This is a genomic window from Thermobispora bispora DSM 43833 (assembly GCF_000092645.1).
Lineage (GTDB): Bacteria > Actinomycetota > Actinomycetes > Streptosporangiales > Streptosporangiaceae > Thermobispora > Thermobispora bispora.
Genome location: NC_014165.1, coordinates 624,653 through 642,423, shown reverse-complemented (window position 1 = coordinate 642,423; position 17,771 = coordinate 624,653). Strand labels below are relative to the sequence as shown.

Annotated in this window: 32 protein-coding genes; 2 read left to right on the top strand and 30 right to left on the bottom strand. The window is 67.9% G+C overall.

Annotation, left to right across the window (positions count from 1 at the left end; translation table 11 throughout):
• The 5 genes from rpsK to TBIS_RS02935 all read right to left on the bottom strand — a co-directional run bounded on the left by rpsK (position 1) and on the right by TBIS_RS02935 (position 2,294).
• A complete protein-coding gene (gene rpsK / locus TBIS_RS02950; protein ID WP_013130851.1) occupies positions 1 to 411 on the bottom strand; it encodes a 30S ribosomal protein S11 in 411 nt (136 codons plus the stop codon).
• A 33-nt stretch (positions 412 to 444) separates the two neighbouring features.
• Complete coding sequence (gene rpsM / locus TBIS_RS02945; protein ID WP_013130850.1) at positions 445 to 825, bottom strand: 30S ribosomal protein S13; 381 nt, start codon at positions 823 to 825, stop codon at positions 445 to 447.
• Positions 826 to 984: 159 nt separating this feature from the next.
• On the bottom strand, positions 985 to 1,098 hold the full coding sequence (gene rpmJ, locus TBIS_RS18460; protein WP_013130849.1) for a 50S ribosomal protein L36: 114 nt from the start codon (positions 1,096 to 1,098) through the stop codon (positions 985 to 987).
• 43 nt (positions 1,099 to 1,141) lie between these two features.
• On the bottom strand, positions 1,142 to 1,363 hold the full coding sequence (gene infA, locus TBIS_RS02940) for a translation initiation factor IF-1 (protein WP_013130848.1): 222 nt from the start codon (positions 1,361 to 1,363) through the stop codon (positions 1,142 to 1,144).
• 490 nt (positions 1,364 to 1,853) lie between these two features.
• Complete coding sequence (locus TBIS_RS02935; RefSeq protein ID WP_013130847.1) at positions 1,854 to 2,294, bottom strand: DUF1707 SHOCT-like domain-containing protein; 441 nt, start codon at positions 2,292 to 2,294, stop codon at positions 1,854 to 1,856.
• Between the two features lie 128 nt (positions 2,295 to 2,422).
• On the opposite strand from TBIS_RS02935, the gene TBIS_RS02930 reads away from it, so the two are divergent.
• A complete protein-coding gene (locus TBIS_RS02930; protein ID WP_050760616.1) occupies positions 2,423 to 3,004 on the top strand; it encodes a P-loop nucleotide/nucleoside kinase family protein in 582 nt (193 codons plus the stop codon).
• Between the two features lie 82 nt (positions 3,005 to 3,086).
• A complete protein-coding gene (locus TBIS_RS02925) occupies positions 3,087 to 3,242 on the top strand; it encodes a hypothetical protein (RefSeq protein WP_206771193.1) in 156 nt (51 codons plus the stop codon).
• Between the two features lie 114 nt (positions 3,243 to 3,356).
• On the opposite strand, the gene map is transcribed toward TBIS_RS02925, so the two are convergent.
• From map to tuf, 25 genes are all read right to left on the bottom strand, one after another.
• Positions 3,357 to 4,172 (bottom strand): type I methionyl aminopeptidase, encoded by an 816-nt coding sequence (map, locus tag TBIS_RS02920; RefSeq protein ID WP_013130844.1) that lies wholly within the window; start codon positions 4,170 to 4,172, stop codon positions 3,357 to 3,359.
• Between the two features lie 92 nt (positions 4,173 to 4,264).
• Entirely contained in the window at positions 4,265 to 4,918 is a 654-nt protein-coding gene (locus TBIS_RS02915) for an adenylate kinase (RefSeq protein ID WP_013130843.1), read from the bottom strand.
• The gene (secY, locus tag TBIS_RS02910) at positions 4,918 to 6,225 is read right to left on the bottom strand and encodes a preprotein translocase subunit SecY (RefSeq protein WP_013130842.1); all 1,308 of its coding nucleotides are present in this window, start codon (positions 6,223 to 6,225) and stop codon (positions 4,918 to 4,920) included. The genes TBIS_RS02915 and secY overlap by 1 nt, the downstream gene beginning before the upstream one ends.
• A 184-nt stretch (positions 6,226 to 6,409) precedes the next feature.
• Positions 6,410 to 6,865 carry a 50S ribosomal protein L15 gene (rplO, locus tag TBIS_RS02905; RefSeq protein WP_013130841.1) on the bottom strand — a complete coding sequence of 152 codons (456 nt, stop codon included), beginning with the start codon at positions 6,863 to 6,865 and terminating at the stop codon, positions 6,410 to 6,412.
• Positions 6,866 to 6,867: 2 nt separating this feature from the next.
• On the bottom strand, positions 6,868 to 7,065 hold the full coding sequence (rpmD, locus tag TBIS_RS02900) for a 50S ribosomal protein L30 (protein WP_013130840.1): 198 nt from the start codon (positions 7,063 to 7,065) through the stop codon (positions 6,868 to 6,870).
• 2 nt (positions 7,066 to 7,067) lie between these two features.
• Complete coding sequence (gene rpsE, locus TBIS_RS02895) at positions 7,068 to 7,700, bottom strand: 30S ribosomal protein S5 (RefSeq protein ID WP_013130839.1); 633 nt, start codon at positions 7,698 to 7,700, stop codon at positions 7,068 to 7,070.
• Positions 7,701 to 7,764: 64 nt separating this feature from the next.
• Positions 7,765 to 8,148, bottom strand: coding sequence for a 50S ribosomal protein L18 (gene rplR, locus TBIS_RS02890; protein ID WP_013130838.1), 384 nt, complete (start codon positions 8,146 to 8,148; stop codon positions 7,765 to 7,767).
• 2 nt (positions 8,149 to 8,150) lie between these two features.
• A complete protein-coding gene (rplF, locus tag TBIS_RS02885) occupies positions 8,151 to 8,693 on the bottom strand; it encodes a 50S ribosomal protein L6 (RefSeq protein ID WP_013130837.1) in 543 nt (180 codons plus the stop codon).
• A 19-nt stretch (positions 8,694 to 8,712) separates the two neighbouring features.
• Positions 8,713 to 9,111 carry a 30S ribosomal protein S8 gene (rpsH, locus tag TBIS_RS02880; RefSeq protein ID WP_013130836.1) on the bottom strand — a complete coding sequence of 133 codons (399 nt, stop codon included), beginning with the start codon at positions 9,109 to 9,111 and terminating at the stop codon, positions 8,713 to 8,715.
• Positions 9,112 to 9,248: 137 nt separating this feature from the next.
• Complete coding sequence (locus tag TBIS_RS02875) at positions 9,249 to 9,434, bottom strand: type Z 30S ribosomal protein S14 (RefSeq protein ID WP_013130835.1); 186 nt, start codon at positions 9,432 to 9,434, stop codon at positions 9,249 to 9,251.
• Positions 9,435 to 9,477: 43 nt separating this feature from the next.
• Entirely contained in the window at positions 9,478 to 10,047 is a 570-nt protein-coding gene (gene rplE / locus TBIS_RS02870; protein WP_013130834.1) for a 50S ribosomal protein L5, read from the bottom strand.
• Positions 10,047 to 10,355 carry a 50S ribosomal protein L24 gene (gene rplX, locus TBIS_RS02865; RefSeq protein ID WP_083785308.1) on the bottom strand — a complete coding sequence of 103 codons (309 nt, stop codon included), beginning with the start codon at positions 10,353 to 10,355 and terminating at the stop codon, positions 10,047 to 10,049. Before rplX ends, rplE begins: the two co-directional genes overlap by 1 nt.
• An 8-nt stretch (positions 10,356 to 10,363) precedes the next feature.
• Entirely contained in the window at positions 10,364 to 10,732 is a 369-nt protein-coding gene (gene rplN / locus TBIS_RS02860; protein ID WP_013130832.1) for a 50S ribosomal protein L14, read from the bottom strand.
• A 189-nt stretch (positions 10,733 to 10,921) separates the two neighbouring features.
• On the bottom strand, positions 10,922 to 11,212 hold the full coding sequence (rpsQ, locus tag TBIS_RS02855) for a 30S ribosomal protein S17 (RefSeq protein WP_013130831.1): 291 nt from the start codon (positions 11,210 to 11,212) through the stop codon (positions 10,922 to 10,924).
• Complete coding sequence (gene rpmC, locus TBIS_RS02850; RefSeq protein ID WP_013130830.1) at positions 11,205 to 11,441, bottom strand: 50S ribosomal protein L29; 237 nt, start codon at positions 11,439 to 11,441, stop codon at positions 11,205 to 11,207. The genes rpsQ and rpmC overlap by 8 nt, the downstream gene beginning before the upstream one ends.
• Entirely contained in the window at positions 11,441 to 11,860 is a 420-nt protein-coding gene (rplP, locus tag TBIS_RS02845; protein WP_013130829.1) for a 50S ribosomal protein L16, read from the bottom strand. Before rplP ends, rpmC begins: the two co-directional genes overlap by 1 nt.
• 2 nt (positions 11,861 to 11,862) lie before the next feature.
• Positions 11,863 to 12,699 carry a 30S ribosomal protein S3 gene (gene rpsC / locus TBIS_RS02840; RefSeq protein ID WP_013130828.1) on the bottom strand — a complete coding sequence of 279 codons (837 nt, stop codon included), beginning with the start codon at positions 12,697 to 12,699 and terminating at the stop codon, positions 11,863 to 11,865.
• Positions 12,699 to 13,076: a 50S ribosomal protein L22 gene (gene rplV, locus TBIS_RS02835; protein ID WP_013130827.1), complete on the bottom strand. Its 378-nt coding sequence runs from the start codon at positions 13,074 to 13,076 to the stop codon at positions 12,699 to 12,701. Before rplV ends, rpsC begins: the two co-directional genes overlap by 1 nt.
• Before the next feature lie 33 nt (positions 13,077 to 13,109).
• Positions 13,110 to 13,388 (bottom strand): 30S ribosomal protein S19, encoded by a 279-nt coding sequence (rpsS, locus tag TBIS_RS02830; RefSeq protein ID WP_013130826.1) that lies wholly within the window; start codon positions 13,386 to 13,388, stop codon positions 13,110 to 13,112.
• 11 nt (positions 13,389 to 13,399) lie between these two features.
• Positions 13,400 to 14,233, bottom strand: coding sequence for a 50S ribosomal protein L2 (gene rplB, locus TBIS_RS02825; protein WP_013130825.1), 834 nt, complete (start codon positions 14,231 to 14,233; stop codon positions 13,400 to 13,402).
• 127 nt (positions 14,234 to 14,360) lie between these two features.
• Positions 14,361 to 14,663 (bottom strand): 50S ribosomal protein L23, encoded by a 303-nt coding sequence (gene rplW / locus TBIS_RS02820; protein WP_013130824.1) that lies wholly within the window; start codon positions 14,661 to 14,663, stop codon positions 14,361 to 14,363.
• The gene (rplD, locus tag TBIS_RS02815; RefSeq protein ID WP_013130823.1) at positions 14,663 to 15,313 is read right to left on the bottom strand and encodes a 50S ribosomal protein L4; all 651 of its coding nucleotides are present in this window, start codon (positions 15,311 to 15,313) and stop codon (positions 14,663 to 14,665) included. The genes rplW and rplD overlap by 1 nt, the downstream gene beginning before the upstream one ends.
• Positions 15,310 to 15,966: a 50S ribosomal protein L3 gene (gene rplC / locus TBIS_RS02810; protein WP_013130822.1), complete on the bottom strand. Its 657-nt coding sequence runs from the start codon at positions 15,964 to 15,966 to the stop codon at positions 15,310 to 15,312. Before rplC ends, rplD begins: the two co-directional genes overlap by 4 nt.
• 13 nt (positions 15,967 to 15,979) lie before the next feature.
• Complete coding sequence (gene rpsJ, locus TBIS_RS02805) at positions 15,980 to 16,288, bottom strand: 30S ribosomal protein S10 (RefSeq protein ID WP_013130821.1); 309 nt, start codon at positions 16,286 to 16,288, stop codon at positions 15,980 to 15,982.
• 248 nt (positions 16,289 to 16,536) lie between these two features.
• Positions 16,537 to 17,730 (bottom strand): elongation factor Tu, encoded by a 1,194-nt coding sequence (tuf, locus tag TBIS_RS02800; protein ID WP_013130820.1) that lies wholly within the window; start codon positions 17,728 to 17,730, stop codon positions 16,537 to 16,539.
• Positions 17,731 to 17,771: the final 41 nt, after the last annotated feature.

Genomic DNA, 17,771 nt, shown 5'->3' with positions numbered 1-17,771 from the left:
TCAGACTCGGCGGCGCTTCGGCGGACGGCAGCCGTTGTGCGGGACCGGGGTCACGTCCTGGATCGAGTCGACCTCGAGACCGGTCGCCTGGAGGGCGCGGATCGCGGTCTCACGGCCGGAGCCGGGCCCCTTGACGAAGACGTCGACCTTCCGCATGCCGTGCTCCATGGCACGGCGGGCGGCGTTCTCGGCGGCCATCTGCGCCGCGAACGGCGTGGACTTGCGCGAGCCCTTGAACCCGACGTGGCCGGCGCTGGCCCAGGAGATCACGTTCCCGTTGGTGTCGGTGATCGAGACGATCGTGTTGTTGAACGTGCTCTTGATATGGGCGTGCCCGTGAGCGACGTTCTTCTTTTCCTTGCGGCGCGACTTCTTCGAGGAGGTCGCGCCCTGTCGGGACTTCGGCGGCATTTATGCGCTCTCCTGGAATTTTGGCTGCTAGGACTACTTCTTGCCCGGCTTCTTCTTCCCGGCGACGGTCTTGCGCTTGCCCTTGCGGGTCCGCGCGTTCGTCTGGGTCCGCTGACCGCGGACGGGCAGCCCCTTGCGGTGGCGGATGCCCTGGTAGCAACCGATCTCGATCTTCCGGCGAATGTCGGCCTGGACCTCGCGGCGGAGGTCGCCTTCGACCTTGTAGTTCGCCTCGATGTAGTCACGGATCGGCACCAGCTCGGCGTCGGTGAGCTGGTAGACGCGCAGGTCGGGGTTGATCCCCGTCGCCTTCAGAATCTCCTTGGCGCGGGAACGGCCAATCCCGTAGATGTAGGTGAGGGCGATCTCCAACCGCTTGTCGCGGGGGAGGTCGACGCCTACCAAGCGGGCCATAGTGGGCATTCTCCTTTTCTTGTCGCGGAGGTTTTGCGCCGCACCTCCCTCCCCATGCCCTGGGCGAGGGCCCCGGCCTCCGTCCGGGGGTCTCCCACGCGGTTCGGCCTCCGCGAGGAGACCGCCTTCGCGGGTGTGAGACGCGTTTCCTGACTCGGACTAACCCTGACGCTGCTTGTGGCGCAGGTTCTCGCAGATCACCATCACACGACCGTGCCGGCGGATCACCCGGCACTTGTCGCAGATCTTCTTAACGCTCGGCCTAACCTTCATGGTCCTTTTCGTTCCGTGTACGGCCCGCCCTCGGCAGAGAGGCCTACTTGTACCGGTAGACGATCCGCCCCCGACTCAGGTCGTAGGGGCTCAGCTCCACGACGACCCGATCGTCGGGCAGGATCCGGATGTAGTGCATCCGCATCCGGCCGCTGATATGGGCCAGGACCATGTGCCCGTTGTCGAGTTGCACCCGGAACATCGCGTTCGGGAGCGTCTCGACTACCGTGCCCTCAATCTCGATGGCGCCGTCCTTCTTGGCCATGGTCCTCGCGTTTCACTGATCGGTCGTCTGCGGAGAATTCGGAACACTAAGCAGCCGCGACCTTCGGGCGCTTCCAGGGAGCGGCGGTCAGCCCGACCGCCTGGCGCAAAAGGTCATAGTGAACCGACAAAGGAGTGTACGACACCCTGGCCTGCGATGCGAAACGAAGGCACGCCGGGGCGCCGACACGACCCCGTTGAAGATTACCGCAAGCCGTGCCGTGCTCCGGTGAGGTGCGCTCTCGCCGGGCTCGGACCCGCCGGGCTCCGGGCCGCGTGGCCGCTCCGCGCCCTCCGCCGCCGGGTGCCGCCGGGTGAGACGTGCCGGCCGGTCCACGACGGCGCCGGTGCGATCCGCCGGCCCGCTCAGAACGGCCGCCGGGCGTGCCGCCGTCCTCCCCCGGCGGCCGCCGCCCACCGCGCTCCCCGCGCGGCGCGTCCCGCTCCCCGGATCCGGTACGGCCGGCCTCACCCGCCGCGGCCGCCGTGGCTCACCCGTTGCGGCCGTGGCCGAACTGCCGGCCGAAGATGGTGCCGACGAGGAGGGCCGCCCCCCACGGGCCCATCACCCACAACGGCCAGGGGTAGATCCACGTGCCCGTGGTGATCGACACGATCAGCCAGATCACCCAGTTGATGCTGCTCGCGGTCGCCCAGGCCGCCCAGCTCGCCTTCAGGGCGACCTCGGCGGGCCTCCGCTTGCGCGCCACCTCCTTCGAGGGCGCCGGCGCCGGCGGCCGGTGGAGGTCGATCTCGGGAAGATCAGCGGTGATCTTTGCGAGCTCACCGTACGTACGGCTCTGATAGACCCGCTCCAGCCGCTCGTTGAACTCGTCGACGGTGAGCCGCCCCTCGGCCAGATGCTCCCGCAGCGCCTCGGCCACCCGGTCCCGGTCGCGGTCCGAGGCCCGCATCTCCGGCGATATCGACATTGCAACTCCCGCCGATCTCCGCAATCGCCCCCATTATGCCCCTCGCCGCCCCGACCCGGAGGCCGCGCGGCGGGCGGTGCCGGCGGCCGGGTGACCGGCCGGGGCGGGCGGCTGCGATGCTGGAGAGCATGCCCGCTCCGCTGTGGATCGTCTCCGGACCGCCGGGCGCGGGGAAGTCGACCGTGTGCGAGCTGCTGCTCGCGAGGCTCGACCCCGTCCCGGCGCTGCTCGACAAGGACACCGTGTACGGCGGCTTCGTGGCGGCGATGCTCGCCGCGTACGGCAGGCCGGAGGGGGAGCGGGAGGGCCCCTGGTACGACCGGCACGTCAAGGTGCACGAGTACGCCGGGCTCACCGCGACCGCCCGCCAGATCCGCTCCCACGGCTGCCCGGTGATGCTCGCCGGCCCGTTCACGAGCCAGGTGCACGACGCGGAGCTCTGGCGGCGCTGGGTGGACGAGCTCGGCGGCGGCGTGGTGCACCTGCTGTGGGTCCGCTCCGACGGACCCACCCTGGGGCGCAGGCTCGTCGAGCGCGGGCTCACCCGCGACGCCGGGAAGCTCGCGAACTTCGAGAACTTCCTGCGGGCGATCCGGGTGGACGAGCCGCCGGTGGTGCCGCACGTCGAGATCGACAACCGGCTCGGCGCGCCGCCGCTGGCCGAGCAGATCGACCGCTGCGTGCGCGCCTGGCAGGGTGCGCGCTCCTGAGCCCGGCCGTATCCGCACGCCACCCCAAGCCGGCCCACAGGACAGGGTTCCGGCGCTCGAGCACGCCCCGCTCCCGTTCCGGGTGGAGCAGCCGCTGCCGACGCTCCGGTACGGCGACCTCGCCCTCACCTCCACCCGCCCCGCCGACGGCGCCGGCGGACGGGTGCAGGTGGTGCGCCGCCGCCCCGGCGGCACCTGGGAGCGGATCATCGACCGCCCGGAGCCGCCGACCGCCTGAGCCTCGGCGCCCCCGCGCAAGGCCCCGCGCGCGTCGCGCGGGCCTTGGTCGTGCCGGCGCACCGGTGGCGCGACATGCCAGGTGGGGCGGGGTGTGCGGGACGGCCCGGCCGGCTCAGTTCGCCGCGCCCTGCCCCTTCAGGCGCGAGGCTCCCCCGTCGAGCGCGGTGAGCACGAGCGGCCCGTCCTCGGTCAGCGCCACGCTGTGCTCGAAGTGCGCCGACGGCCGGCCGTCGAGCGTGACCACGGTCCACTCGTCGCTGAGCACCCTGGTCCGCGGCGTGCCCAGGTTGACCATGGGCTCGATGGCGAAGCACATGCCGACCTCGAAGCGGGGTCCCCGGCCGGGCTTGCCGTAGTTCGCCACCCACGGCTCCATGTGCATCTCGGTGCCGATGCCGTGCCCGCCGTACTCCGGGGGGATGCCGTACCGGCCCTGGGAGCGGACGTACCGCTCGATGCGGAAGCCAATGTCGGAGAGGTGACCGCCGACCCGGAGCGCGGAGATCCCCCGCCACATGGCCTCCTCGGTCACCTGCATCAGCTTGGTCAGCTCGGGCGACACCTCCCCCACCGGGACCGTGATCGCCGCGTCCCCGTGCCAGCCGTCGAGGATCGCGCCGCAGTCGATGGAGATGATGTCACCCTCCCGGAGCCGCCGCCGGTCGTGGGGGATGCCGTGGACCACCTCGTGGTTCACCGAGGCGCAGATGGTGGCGGGGTAGCCGTGGTAGCCCTTGAACGAGGGGATCGCTCCCTGGTCCCGGATCGCCTCCTCGGCGATCCGGTCGAGATCCAGGGTGGTGATGCCGGGGCGGACCTCTTTCCGGAGCAGCTCGAGCGTGCGCGCGACCACGAGCCCGGCGGCGCGCATCAGCTCGATCTGCTCCTTCGTCTTGATCTGGATCCCGTGTCTGCTCTTCCTGAACACCTATGCCACTCCCGCGGATGATCCCCGAGCTCGCCTAACAAGACTGAACGCCACTCCAGGTCGTGGAGTGGCGTTCCTCGCCCCGGCCTCGGTCAGTTACCGAAACGCCGCAACACCGACAACGCCCGCTGGGTGACCTCTTCGACCGGTCCGGTCGCGTCGATCCCCGCGAGGATGCCCTCCTTCTCGTAGAAGGAGATCAGTGGAGCCGTCTGTTCCTGATAGACCTCGAGACGCCGCCGGATGGTCTCCTCCCGGTCGTCGTCCCGCTGGAACAGCTCGCCGCCGCAGGCGTCGCAGACGCCCTCCACGGCCGGCGGGTCGAACACCACGTGCCAGACCTTGCCACAGGAGCGGCAGGTCCTCCGGCCGGAGAGCCGCCGGATGACCTCCTCGTCGTCGACCTTCAGCTCCAGGACCACGTCGAGGGACGCGCCGAACTCGGCGAGCATCTCCTTCAAGACCTCTGCCTGCGGCACGTTCCGGGGGAACCCGTCGAGCAGGAACCCCTCCCGGGCGTCGTCCTGCAAGAGCCGGTCGCGGACCATGGCGATCGTCACCTCGTCGGGGACGAGCTCGCCGCGGTCCATGTACTCCTTGGCAAGTTTGCCGAGTTCCGTGCCACGCGAGACGTTCGCGCGGAAGATGTCCCCAGTTGAGATCTTGGGGACCGACAGGTGCGATGCGATGTACTGGGCCTGCGTCCCCTTACCTGCTCCGGGGGGCCCGACCAGGACGACGCGCACTATCTCAGAAAGCCCTCGTAGTTCCGCTGCTGCAGCTGACTCTCGATCTGCTTGACCGTATCAAGGCCGACACCAACCATGATCAGAATGCTGGTCCCTCCGAACGGGAAGTTCTGGCTTGCACCGGCCACCGCCAGCGCGACGATCGGGATGAGGGAGATCACCCCGAGGTACGGTGCGCCGGCGGCGGTGAGCCGCGTGAGCACGTAGTTGAGGTACTCCGCGGTCGGCCGGCCCGGGCGGATGCCCGGAATGAACCCACCGTACTTCTTCATGTTGTCGGCCACTTCAGCGGGGTTGAAGGTAATGGAGACGTAGAAGTACGTGAAGAAGATGATGAGGGCGAAGAACGCCGCCATGTAGACCGGGTGATCGCCGCGTACCAGGTTCTCGGCGAACCACTCGATGATCACGTTCGGGTTCTCGGTGTTGCCGAACAGCGTGACGGCGAGCTGGGGCAGGTACAGGAGCGAGGACGCGAAGATGACCGGGATGATGCCCGCCTGGTTCACCTTCAGCGGGATATAGGTCGACGTCCCCCCGTACATGCGCCGCCCGACCAGCCGCTTGGCGTACTGCACCGGGATCCGCCGCTGCGCCTGCTCGATGAAGATGACGACCCCGATGATCACCACGCCGACGGCCATCACCACGACGAACTTGAGCGGGCTCTGGCGGTAGATGTTCACCAGCTCGGCCGGGAACACCGCGATCACCTGAGTGAAGATCAGGAGCGACATGCCGTTCCCGATGCCGCGGTCGGTGATCAGCTCACCGAGCCACATGATCACCGCGGTGCCCGCCGTCATAGTGACGACCATGGTGACGAGCGGGAAGATGTCCTCGCTCACCAGGATCGGCTCGGTGCAGCTCGGGAAGAGCTGACCGCTCCGGGCGAGCGCGATGAACGCCGTCGACTGGAGCACCGCCAGGGCGACCGTCAGGTACCGGGTGTACTGGGTGATCTTGGCCTGACCGGCCTGCCCCTCCTTCTTCAGCGTCTCCAGACGGGGGATCACCACGGTGAGGAGCTGGAGGATGATGCTCGCCGTGATGTACGGCATGATCCCCAGCGCGAACACTGAAAGTTTCAGGAGGGCGCCGCCGCTGAACAGCTGCACCATCCCGTAGATGTTGCCGGCATCCCCCGCCTGGGCCTGCTCAAGGCACAGGCGGATGTTCTCGGAGTTCACGCCGGGGGTCGGGAGCACCGAGCCGAGCCGGAACAGCACGATGATGCCCAGCGTGAACAGCAGCTTCTTGCGCAGGTCCGGTGTCCGGAAAGCCCGGGTGATCGCGGTTAGCACGGTCCCTCCTGCGCGCCTGTGACGCGGTCGGCGATGGTCTGGGGGGCGTCCATCGACATGTCTGCTTGCCAGTGAACGGGTATCGAGTCGGGCCGCGATGCGCGCCCGCTTCCAGCGAACTCTAACGCACTAACGGACGCGGAGGCTCATTACGAGCCTCCGCGCCCTGGTGCGTCAGTCATCTTTACAGCTGTGAGACCGAGCCGCCGGCCGCGGCGATCTTCTCCTTGGCGCTGGCGGAGAACGCGTGCGCCTTCACGTTCAGCGCCACGGAGATCTCCCCGTTGCCCAGCACCTTCACCGGCTGGTTCTTGCGGACCGCGCCCTTGGCGACCAGGTCCTCCGGGGTCACCTCTCCGCCCTGCGGGTAGAGCTTCGCCAGCTGGCTGAGGTTGACGACCTGGTAGGTCTTCTTGAACAGGCTGTTGGAGAAGCCCTTCAGCTTCGGCACTCGCCGCTGGAGCGGAAGCTGACCGCCCTCGAAACCGGGCCGGATCGTGGTCCTGGCCTTGGAGCCCTTGGTACCACGGCCCGCGGTCTTGCCCTTCGAGGCCTCACCGCGGCCCTTGCGGATCCTGGGACGGTTCGCTCCCGGGGCCGGGCGGAGATCGTGGATCTTGAGCGGAGACCTCTCCGTCATCGCTAGTTGCCCCCCTCCTCGGTGAGCTCAGTTACCTGCACGAGGTGGGAGACGGTGGCGACCATCCCCCGGATCTCCGGGCGATCATCCTTGATCACCACGTCACCGATCCGCTTCAGACCCAGCGAACGCAGCGTGTCCCGCTGGTTCTGCCTGCTGCCGATCTGCGACCGGACCTGGGTGATCTTCAGTCGGGCCATCGTCAGCTCACCGCCTTCGCAGCCGCCGCGGCCTCGGCGAGGCCCTCGGCACGGGCCCGCAGCATCGCCGCGGGCGCGACCTCCTCGAGCGGCAGGCCACGACGAGCCGCGATCTCCTCGGGCCGGTTCAGGCTCTTCAGCGCCTTCACCGTGGCGTGCACAATGTTGATCGGGTTGTCCGAACCGAGCGACTTGGACAGCACGTCATGGATGCCGGCGCACTCCAGGACCGCGCGCACCGGGCCACCCGCGATGACACCGGTACCCGGCGACGCCGGGCGGAGCAGGACGACGCCGGCCGCCTCCTCGCCGATCACGGCGTGCGGGATCGTGCCCTGGATCCGCGGCACGCGGAAGAAGTGCTTCTTGGCCTCCTCGACGCCCTTGGCGATGGCCGCGGGCACCTCCTTGGCCTTGCCGTACCCGACCCCGACGAGGCCGTTGCCGTCACCGACCACGACCAGCGCGGTGAAGCTGAACCGCCGGCCGCCCTTGACGACCTTCGCGACTCGGTTGATCTTTACAACGCGCTCGATGTACGAGACGCCCTTGTCTGCGGCGCCCCCGCGGCGATCTTCACGACGGTCCCGCCGCTCGCCACCGCCGCCTGCGCCGCGACGCGGAGCTGCAGCCATCAGTGGTTCCTCTTCTCGTTGCTCGTCTCACGGGCCATCACTCGAAACCCACGGGCCGGGGCCATCAGAACACCAGCCCGCCTTCACGGGCGCTGTCGGCGAGAGCCGCGATGCGCCCTGCGTAGCGGTTGCCACCCCGGTCGAACACGACCTGGGTGATTCCGGCGGCCTTGGCCCGCTGAGCGAGGAGCTCGCCGACCTTCCTCGCCTTCTCGGTCTTGGTGCCCTCCAGGCCGCGCAGCGAGGCGTCCATGGTGGAGGCGCTCACCAGCGTGTGCCCCTTGGTGTCGTCCACGATCTGCACGAACATGTGCCGGGTGGACCGCGTGACGACCAGACGCGGACGCTCAGCCGTACCGAAGATCTTCTTGCGGACGCGGCGGTGTCGGCGGGCTCGCGCCACGACGCGGGCGGCCGTGCGCTTGCGGAACGCAATCTTGCTAGCCATGCCTACTTACCAGCCTTCCCGACCTTACGGCGGATCACTTCGCCCTGGTAGCGCACGCCCTTGCCCTTGTACGGATCCGGCTTGCGCAGCTTCCTGATGTTCGCGGCGACCTGACCGACCTTCTGCTTGTCGATGCCCTCGACGTGGAAGAGGGTCGGCTTCTCCACGCGGAAGGTGATCCCCTCCGGCGCGTCGACGACAATCGGGTGGCTGTACCCCAGAGCGAACTCAAGCTGGGTCGGGCTCTTGGCCTGGACACGGTAACCGACGCCGACGATCTCCAGCGTCTTGCTGTACCCCTGGGTCACGCCCGTCACCATGTTGGCGATGAGCGTGCGGGTCAGGCCGTGCAGCGCCCGCACCTTGTTCTCGTCGTTGGGACGGGTGACCTGGATCGACCCGTCCTCGGCCCTCGACACCTGGATCGGCTCGGCAACGGTGTGCGAGAGCGTGCCCTTCGGCCCCTTGACCTGGACATGCCGGCCATCGATCGTGACTTCGACACCTGCCGGTACGGGGATGGGCAGCCGTCCGATCCGCGACATGCTCTGCTTCCTCCCCTCGTTACCAGACGTAGGCGAGGACTTCCCCGCCAACTCCACGCTTCCTGGCCTGCTTGTCCGTCATGAGGCCGCTGGACGTCGACAGGATCGCGATGCCCAGGCCGCCCAGCACACGGGGCAGGTTGTCCTTCTTGGCGTAGACCCGCAGACCGGGCTTCGAGACCCGGCGCAGGCCCGCGAGTGCACGCTCACGGTTCGGCCCGAACTTCAGCTCTATCACGAGGTTCTTGCCGACCTTGGCGTCCTCCACGCTCCAGGACTGGATGTAGCCCTCCTGCTGGAGGATCTCGGCGATGTGCGCCTTGATCTTGGAGTACGGCATCGACACGGTGTCGTGATAGGCCGCGTTCGCGTTACGCAGACGTGTCAGCATGTCTGCGATCGGGTCCGTCATCGTCATGGCCGGTGGCCCTCCTCACCGCGGTTTCCCCTCCGGGACCTGCGGTGTGGTCATGGGGCGCTGGGGACAGCGCCCGGGGTTGATACGACTTCCTTGCTTACTGACTTCGGGGTGTACGGCCGGCTACCCGGCGGCGGTCACCAGCTCGCCTTGGTGACGCCGGGCAGCTCGCCGCGGTGCGCCATCTCGCGGAAGCACACTCGGCACAGCCCGAACTTGCGGTAGACGGAACGGGGCCGGCCGCAACGCGTGCAGCGAGTGTACGCCCTGACCTTGAACTTCGGCTTCCGCCGCGCCTTGACGATCAGTGCCGTCTTCGCCATGATCAAGTCTCCTTGTCGGGTCCCTCAGCCACGTTCAGGCTGCTCACGCTTCCTTGAACGGGAAGCCGAGGAGCTTCAGCAGCGCCCGGCCCTGTTCGTCGTCGGTCGCCGTGGTGACGATCGTGATGTCCATGCCGCGCAGGCGGTCGATCTTGTCCTGGTCGACCTCGTGGAACATCAGCTGCTCGGTGAGGCCGAAGGTGTAGTTGCCCCGGCCGTCGAACTGCTTCGGCGAGAGGCCGCGGAAGTCACGGATGCGCGGCAGCGCGAGCGAGAGCAGCCGGTCCAGGAACTCCCACATCCGGTCGCCGCGCAGGGTCACGTGCGCGCCGATCGGCATGCCCTCACGAAGCTTGAACTGCGCGATCGACTTGCGGGCCCGGGCGATCGCCGGCCGCTGACCGGTGATCGCGGCGAGGTCGCGGATCGCGCCCTCGATGAGCTTCGAGTCACGGGCCGCCTCACCGATGCCCATGTTCACCTTGATCTTGGTGAGCTTGGGCACCTGCATGATGTTCTTGTAGCCGAACTGCTCGCGCAGCTTAGGAACGATCTCCTCGCGGTAGCGCAGCTTGAGACGCGGGACGACCCGCTCTTGAGTGGTGACGGTCATCACTTGTCCTCACCGGTCGCCTCGGTGGTGTCGCCCTTTGCGGCGGCCTTCTTCTCCGGCTTCTCGGCCTTCTCGTCATCCTTGAGCTTCTTGACGTTGCTCACGTGGATGGGCGCCTCCATGGTCAGCACTCCGCCCTCCTTGGCGCCGCGAGGCCCCTGGTGGGTGACCTTGGAGTGCTTCTTGATCAGGTTGACGCCCTCGACCACCACGCGCTGCTCACGCGGCAAGGCGCGGATGACCCGGCCCTTGGCGCCCTTGTCCTTGCCCGCGATGACCTGGACGAGGTCGCCCTTCTTCACGTGCAGCTTGGGCATCACAGCACCTCCGGGGCGAGCGAGATGATGCGCATGAACTTCTTGTCCCGCAGCTCCCGCCCGACAGGGCCGAAGATGCGCGTCCCCCGCGGGTCGCCACTGTCCCTGATGAGGACCGCGGCGTTCTCGTCGAAGCGGATGTAGGAGCCGTCGGGACGGCGGCGCTCCTTCGCGGTGCGCACCACGACGGCCTTCACAACGTCGCCCTTCTTCACGCTGCCGCCGGGGATGGCGTCCTTCACCGTGGCGACGATGACGTCGCCGATCCCCGCGTAGCGCCGACCAGAGCCACCGAGTACCCGGATGCAGAGGATCTCCTTGGCACCCGTGTTGTCGGCGACCTTGAGCCGCGACTCCTGCTGGATCACGTCAACTCCTGTGTGTCGCGCCGGTTCTCACTTCCGTGAGCCTGGCGGAACCTATCGTCGTTTGCTTCCCGCGGCGGCGGCCGTACCGGCGCCGCTGCGGGTGGGACCGGGAGCCGATCGGCTCGGTCCCTTGGACACCGCATGGGGGGCGGTCTCCCACCCCCCACGAGGCGCGTCTCTGTGCGGTTGTTACTGGGCCTTCTCGATGATCCGGACGACCCGCCAGCGCTTGGTGGCGGACAGCGGCCGCGTCTCCATCAGGAGCACACGGTCGCCGACGCCGCAGGCATTGTGCTCGTCGTGCGCCTTGTACTTGGACGTCCGCCGGATGACCTTGCCGTAGAGGGGGTGCTTGACCCGGTCCTCGACGGCGACCACCACGGTCTTGTCCATCTTGTCGCTGACGACGATGCCCTCGCGCGTCTTGCGGCGACCACGCGTCTGCCGGCCCGTCCCGGTTGCCTCGGCTGTGTCAGCCATCGCTCGACTCCTTCTCGACCGTGACGATGCCGAGTTCGCGCTCGCGCATCACGGTGTAAATGCGGGCGATCTCCCGGCGAACGGCACGCAGCCGCGCGGTGTTCTGAAGCTGGCCGGTCGCCGCCTGGAAGCGAAGGTTGAACAGCTCCTCCTTCGCCTCCTTGAGCTTCTGGACCAGCGTGTCGTGGTCCTCGAGGCGCAGCTCAGCCGCTGTCGGACTCTTGGCCATCACACCTCACCCACTTCACGCTTCACGAACCGGCACTTCATGGGGAGCTTGTGCATGGCACGGCGCAGTGCCTCCCGGGCCACGGGCTCGGGGACACCCGACAGCTCGAACATCACACGGCCGGGCTTGACGTTCGCGATCCACCACTCCGGAGAGCCCTTACCGGAACCCATACGGGTCTCGGCCGGCTTCTTCGTGAGGGGACGGTCCGGGAAGATGTTGATCCACACCTTGCCGCCGCGGCGGATGTGCCGGGTCATGGCGATACGCGCGGCCTCGATCTGGCGGTTGGTCACGTAAGCGTGCTCAAGCGCCTGGATGCCGTAATCGCCGAACACCACGCGGGTGCCGCCCTTGGCCATTCCGCTACGGCGAGGCCGGTGCTGCTTGCGGTGCTTGACCTTGCGCGGGATCAGCATGGTCAGCTCCCTCCAGCACCCGGCTGCTCCGCCGGGCCGCTCTCAGGGGCGGCCTGGGCGGCCGCCTCGGTCTTCGGGGCACGTTCGCCGCGGCTCGCTCCACCACGGCGGGGACGCTCGCTGCCGCCGCCCCGGCGCGGACGCTCACCACGGCGCTCCTGGCGCTGGCTCGCCCGGGCGCTCGCGGCGGCGAGAGCCTCGCGCTCGGCGCGGTTGGTCGGCACGTCGCCCTTGTAGATCCACACCTTCACGCCGATGCGGCCGAAGGTGGTGCGGGCCTCGTAGAAGCCGTAGTCGATGTCCGCGCGGAGCGTGTGCAGGGGAACGCGGCCCTCGCGGTAGAACTCCGAGCGCGACATCTCGGCGCCGCCGAGACGACCCGAGCACTGGATCCGGATGCCCTTGGCCCCGCTCTTCATCGCGGTCTGCATGGCCTTGCGCATCGCCCGCCGGAACGAGACCCGGCTGGAGAGCTGCTCGGCCACGCCCTGGGCGACGAGCTGGGCGTCGATCTCGGGGTTCTTCACCTCGAGGATGTTGAGCTGGACCTGCTTGCCGGTCAGCTTCTCGAGGTCGCCCCGGATGCGGTCGGCCTCCGCACCGCGGCGGCCGATCACGATGCCCGGCCGGGCGGTGTGGATGTCGACCTGGACGCGGTCGGTCGTGCGCTCGATCTCCACGCGGGAGATGCCGGCCCGCTCCATGCCCTTCTGGAGCATGCGCCGGATGGCCACGTCCTCAGCCACGTAGTCCTTGTACAGCTTCTCGGCGTACCACCGGCTCTTGAAGTCGGTCGTGATGCCGAGGCGGAACCCGTGCGGGTGGACCTTCTGTCCCACTAGCGGGCCCTCCTCTTCTTCTTCTGCTGCTGCGGCTGCTGCTGCGGGCGGGACTCCACGATCACGGTGATGTGGCTGGTCCGCTTGTTGATCCGGTACGCACGACCCTGAGCGCGCGGACGGAACCGCTTCAGCGTCGGCCCCTCGTCGACCCACGCACGGCTGACCCAGAGCGTGTCCTTGTCGAGCTTGAAGTTGTGCTCGGCGTTCGCGATCGCGCTCTGGAGGACCTTGTAGACGGTCTTGCTCGCCGCCTGCGGGGCGAACTTCAGCACGGCCTGCGCCTCCGAAGCGGGCAGCCCGCGAATGAGGTCCACCACGCGGCGGGCCTTCCGGGGCGTGTGGCGCGCGAACCGCACCTGTGCCCTGGCTTCCATCGCTTAACTCCTCTGATGCCTACTCGAAGGCGCTTACCGCCGGCTGCGCCGGTCTTCCTTGACGTGGCTGCGGAAAGTCCGCGTGGGAGCGAACTCGCCGAGCTTGTGGCCGATCATCGCTTCGGTGATGAACACCGGGACGTGCTTGCGGCCGTCGTGCACAGCGATCGTGTGGCCGATCATCTCCGGCACGATCATGGAACGCCGCGACCACGTCTTGATGACGTTCTTGGTCCCCTTCTCGTTCTGCGCGATCACCTTCTTCATCAGGTGATCGTCCACGAAGGGACCCTTCTTAAGACTACGTGGCATTTCGGCTGCTCCTACCGCTTCTTCTTGCTCCGACGACGGATGATCAGCCGGTCGCTGGGCTTGTTCGGCCGGCGGGTACGGCCCTCCGGCTTACCCTTCGGGTTCACCGGGTGGCGACCGCCCGAGGTCTTGCCCTCACCACCACCGTGCGGGTGGTCGACCGGGTTCATCGCGACACCGCGGACCGAAGGACGCTTGCCCTTCCAGCGGTTCCGGCCGGCCTTGCCGATGCTGATGTTGGCCTGCTCGGTGTTCCCCACCTGGCCGACGGTGGCCCTGCAGCGCACGTCGACCATGCGCATCTCGCCGGACGGCATGCGCAAGGTGGCGTAGTTGCCTTCCTTGGCGAGCAACTGGATCTGCGCCCCGGCGCTCCGCGCCAGCTTGGCGCCGCCCCCCGGACGCAGCTCCACCGCGTGGATGAAGGTACCGGTCGGGATGTTGCGGAGCGGCAGGCAGTTGCCCGGCTTGATGTCCGCCGTGGGACCGTTCTCGACCAGGTCCCCCTGCTTGAGCCCGACGGGCGCGAGGATGTAGCGCTTCTCGCCGTCGGCGTAGTGGAGCAGCGCGATCCTGGCGGTCCGGTTCGGGTCGTACTCGATGTGCGCGACCTTCGCCGGGATCCCGTCCTTGTCGTTGCGGCGGAAGTCGATGATCCGGTAGGCGCGCTTGTGTCCGCCTCCCTGGTGCCGGGCGGTGACCCGGCCGTGGTGGTTACGGCCGCCCTTGCGGTGGAGGGGGGCAAGCAGCGACTTCTCGGGCCGGCTGCGGGTGATCTCGGAGAAGTCCGAGACGCTCGCGCCGCGACGGCCCGGGGTCGTCGGCTTGTACTTACGGATGCCCATCTCTTTCGTTCATCCTTCGTCGTTCGTACCGGCGGCCCCGCCTCCCGGCGGGTCTCCGGTGCTGGCTGGTCGGGTGCGCCCCGCCTCAGGCGGGGAACCCGTCACTCTCCCCTCGTGCGGCAGGCGCTCAGCTGGCCGGACCGAAGATGTCGATCCGGTGGCCCTCGGCCAGGCTCACGATCGCCCGCTTGGTGTCGGGACGCCGGCCGAAGCCGCGCCGGGTCCGCTTGACCTTGCCCTTGCGATTGATCGTGTTGACCCCGGTCACCTTGACGCCGAAGATCTGCTCGATCGCGATCTTCACCTGCGTCTTGTTGGCATCCTTGCGCACCAGGAAGGTGTACTTGTTCTGCTCGTCGATCAGGCCGTAGCTCTTCTCGGAGATGATCGGCTTGATGATGATGTCCCGCGGGTCGGTGATCTTCTCCATCAGGCCTCTTCCTTCCCGCTCTTGCCAAGCCGGGCAACGACCTGCTCGAATGCCTCGCGGGTGAAGACCACGTCGTCGTTGACCAGCACGTCGTAGGTGTTGAGCTGGCCCGCGTCCAGCAGGTGGACCTCGGGGACGTTCCGCAGGCTCCGCCAGGTCAGCTCGTCGTTCTCGTCGACCACCACGAGCACCCGGGGGGCCTGGGTGACCTTGCGGAGCGCCGCGAGGGCGACCTTGGTCTTGGGCGTGTCACCGGTGATCAGGTTGGTCACCACGTGGACACGACCGCAGCTCGCCCGGTCCGAGAGGGCGCCGCGGAGGGCGGCCGCCTTCATCTTCTTCGGGGTGCGCTGGTCGTAGGAGCGCGGCTGCGGACCGTGGACGGTGCCACCGCCGGTGAACTGCGGCGCGCGGATCGAACCCTGGCGCGCCCGGCCCGTGCCCTTCTGGCGGTACGGCTTCTTGCCACCGCCGCTGACGTCGCCGCGGGTCTTGGTCGCGTGCGTTCCCTGCCGGCGCGCGGCGAGCTGCGCGACGACGACCTGGTGCATCAGCGGGACGTTGACCTTCGCGCCGAAGATCTCCTCCGGCAGCTCCACGGTCCCCGCCTTGGCACCGTTGGCATCGAGGACGTCGATCGTGGTGCTCACTTGGCAGCAGCCCCCTTCTTGACGGCGGTGCGGATGAGGACCAGGCTGCCGTTGGCGCCGGGGATCGCACCCTTGACGAGAATCAGGTTCTTCTCGGCGTCCACGGCTTGGACCTTGAGGTTCTGGACGGTCGTGCGGGCGTTGCCCATCCGGCCGGCCATGCGCAGGCCCTTGAACACGCGCCCGGGCGTCGCGCACGCCCCGATGGAGCCGGGCGACCGGTGCTTGCGCTGGGTGCCGTGCGAGCCGCCCAGCCCGCGGAAGCCGTGGCGCTTCATGACACCGGCGAAGCCCTTGCCCTTGCTCCGGCCCGTGACGTCCACGTAGTCGCCGGGCTGGAAGATGTCGACGGTGATCTCCTGACCCAGCGTGTACTCGGACGCGTCGTCGGTACGGATCTCGGCGAAGTAGCGGCGCGGGGTGATGTTGTGCTTGCGCAGGTAGTCGCCGAGGGGCTTGTTGACCTTCCGCGGGTCGATCTGCCCGTACCCGAGCTGAATGGCGGAGTAGCCGTCCTTCTCCGGCGTGCGGACCCGGGTCACCACGCACGGACCGGCCTCCACGACGGTGACCGGGACCACCCGGTTCGCCTCGTCGAAGACCTGGGTCATGCCGAGCTTCTTGCCCAGGACGCCCTTGATCTGCCTAGCCATGTCAGTGCGTTCCTTAGAGCTTGATGGAGATGTCCACGCCGGCGGGGAGGTCGAGCCGCATCAGCGAGTCGACCGTCTTCGGCGTCGGGTCGATGATGTCGATCAGCCGCTTGTGGGTGCGCATCACGAAGTGCTCGCGGCTGTCCTTGTACTTGTGCGGCGACCGGATCACGCAGTACACGTTCTTTTCGGTCGGCAGCGGCACCGGGCCAGCGACCTTGGCTCCGGTCCGCGTCACCGTCTCGACGATCTTTTTGGCCGAGCTATCGATGACCTCGTGGTCATACGCCTTAAGCCGGATGCGGATCTTCTGTCCCGCCATGATGGCCTCGGTGTCCTTCGCTGTCGTCCTATAAAGCTTCGCGCGGCCCTTTGCCGCTGGTGTCAGGCCACACGGCCGACGCACCGGAACCCGGTCCGGTGTTATCCGTGACCTGGCAGTGATTTCGGCCGGAACAACCGAAGCCACTGCGAGATCACGGTGGCGTCGCCCGTGGGTCGGGACCCGTTCGGGCCCCTGCGTGGTGCGGCGGTCAGGCCCTCACGGGCCCGACCGCCGCCCTGCGGTCACTACTTGATGATCTTGGTTACGCGACCCGCGCCGACGGTGCGGCCACCCTCACGGATCGCGAACTTCAGGCCTTCCTCCATGGCGACCGGCTGGATGAGCTGGACGCGCATCTCGGTGTTGTCGCCCGGCATCACCATCTCGGTGCCCTCGGGGAGCTGGACCACGCCGGTCACGTCCGTGGTGCGGAAGTAGAACTGCGGGCGGTAGCCGTTGAAGAACGGCGTGTGCCGGCCGCCCTCGTCCTTGGAGAGGACGTAGACCTGCGCCTCGAACTCGGTGTGCGGCGTGGTCGAACCCGGCTTGATGACACACATGCCGCGCTCGACCTGGTCGCGCTTGATACCCCGGAGCAGGAGCGCCGCGTTGTCACCGGCGTGACCCTCGTCGAGGGTCTTGTTGAACATCTCGATGCTGGTGACGGTGGTGGACAGGCTCTTGTCCCGGATACCGATGATCTCGACGGTGTCGTTGACCTTGATGACACCGCGCTCGATACGGCCGGTGACGACGGTACCCCGACCGGTGATCGAGAAGACGTCCTCGATCGGCATGAGGAACGGCTTGTCGACCTCACGCTGCGGCTCGGGGACGTGCTCGTCCACCGCGTTCATCAGCTCGATGATCGATTCGGCCCACTTGGGGTCGCCCTCGAGCGCCTTGAGGGCCGAGACGCGGACGACCGGCACCTCGTCGCCCGGGAAGCCCTGCGAGCTGAGCAGCTCGCGGACCTCGAGCTCGACCAGCTCCAGGATCTCCTCGTCGTCGACCATGTCGGCCTTGTTCAGGGCGACGACGATGTACGGCACGCCGACCTGGCGGGCGAGGAGGACGTGCTCCTTGGTCTGCGGCATCGGGCCGTCGGTCGCGGCGACCACCAGGATGGCGCCGTCCATCTGGGCGGCACCGGTGATCATGTTCTTCACGTAGTCGGCGTGACCGGGGCAGTCGACGTGCGCGTAGTGGCGCTTCTCCGTCTGGTACTCGACGTGCGAGATGGAGATGGTGATACCGCGGGCCCTCTCCTCAGGCGCCTTGTCGATCTTGTCGAACGGGGTCGCCACGTTGAGGTCCGGGTACCGGTCGTGCAGCACCTTGGTGATCGCCGCGGTCAGAGTCGTCTTGCCGTGGTCGATGTGCCCAATGGTGCCGATGTTCATGTGCGGCTTAGTCCGCTCGAACTTGGCCTTGGCCACTGGTCTGTCTCCTTAAGAGATTTCTGACTTGACTTCCGTCC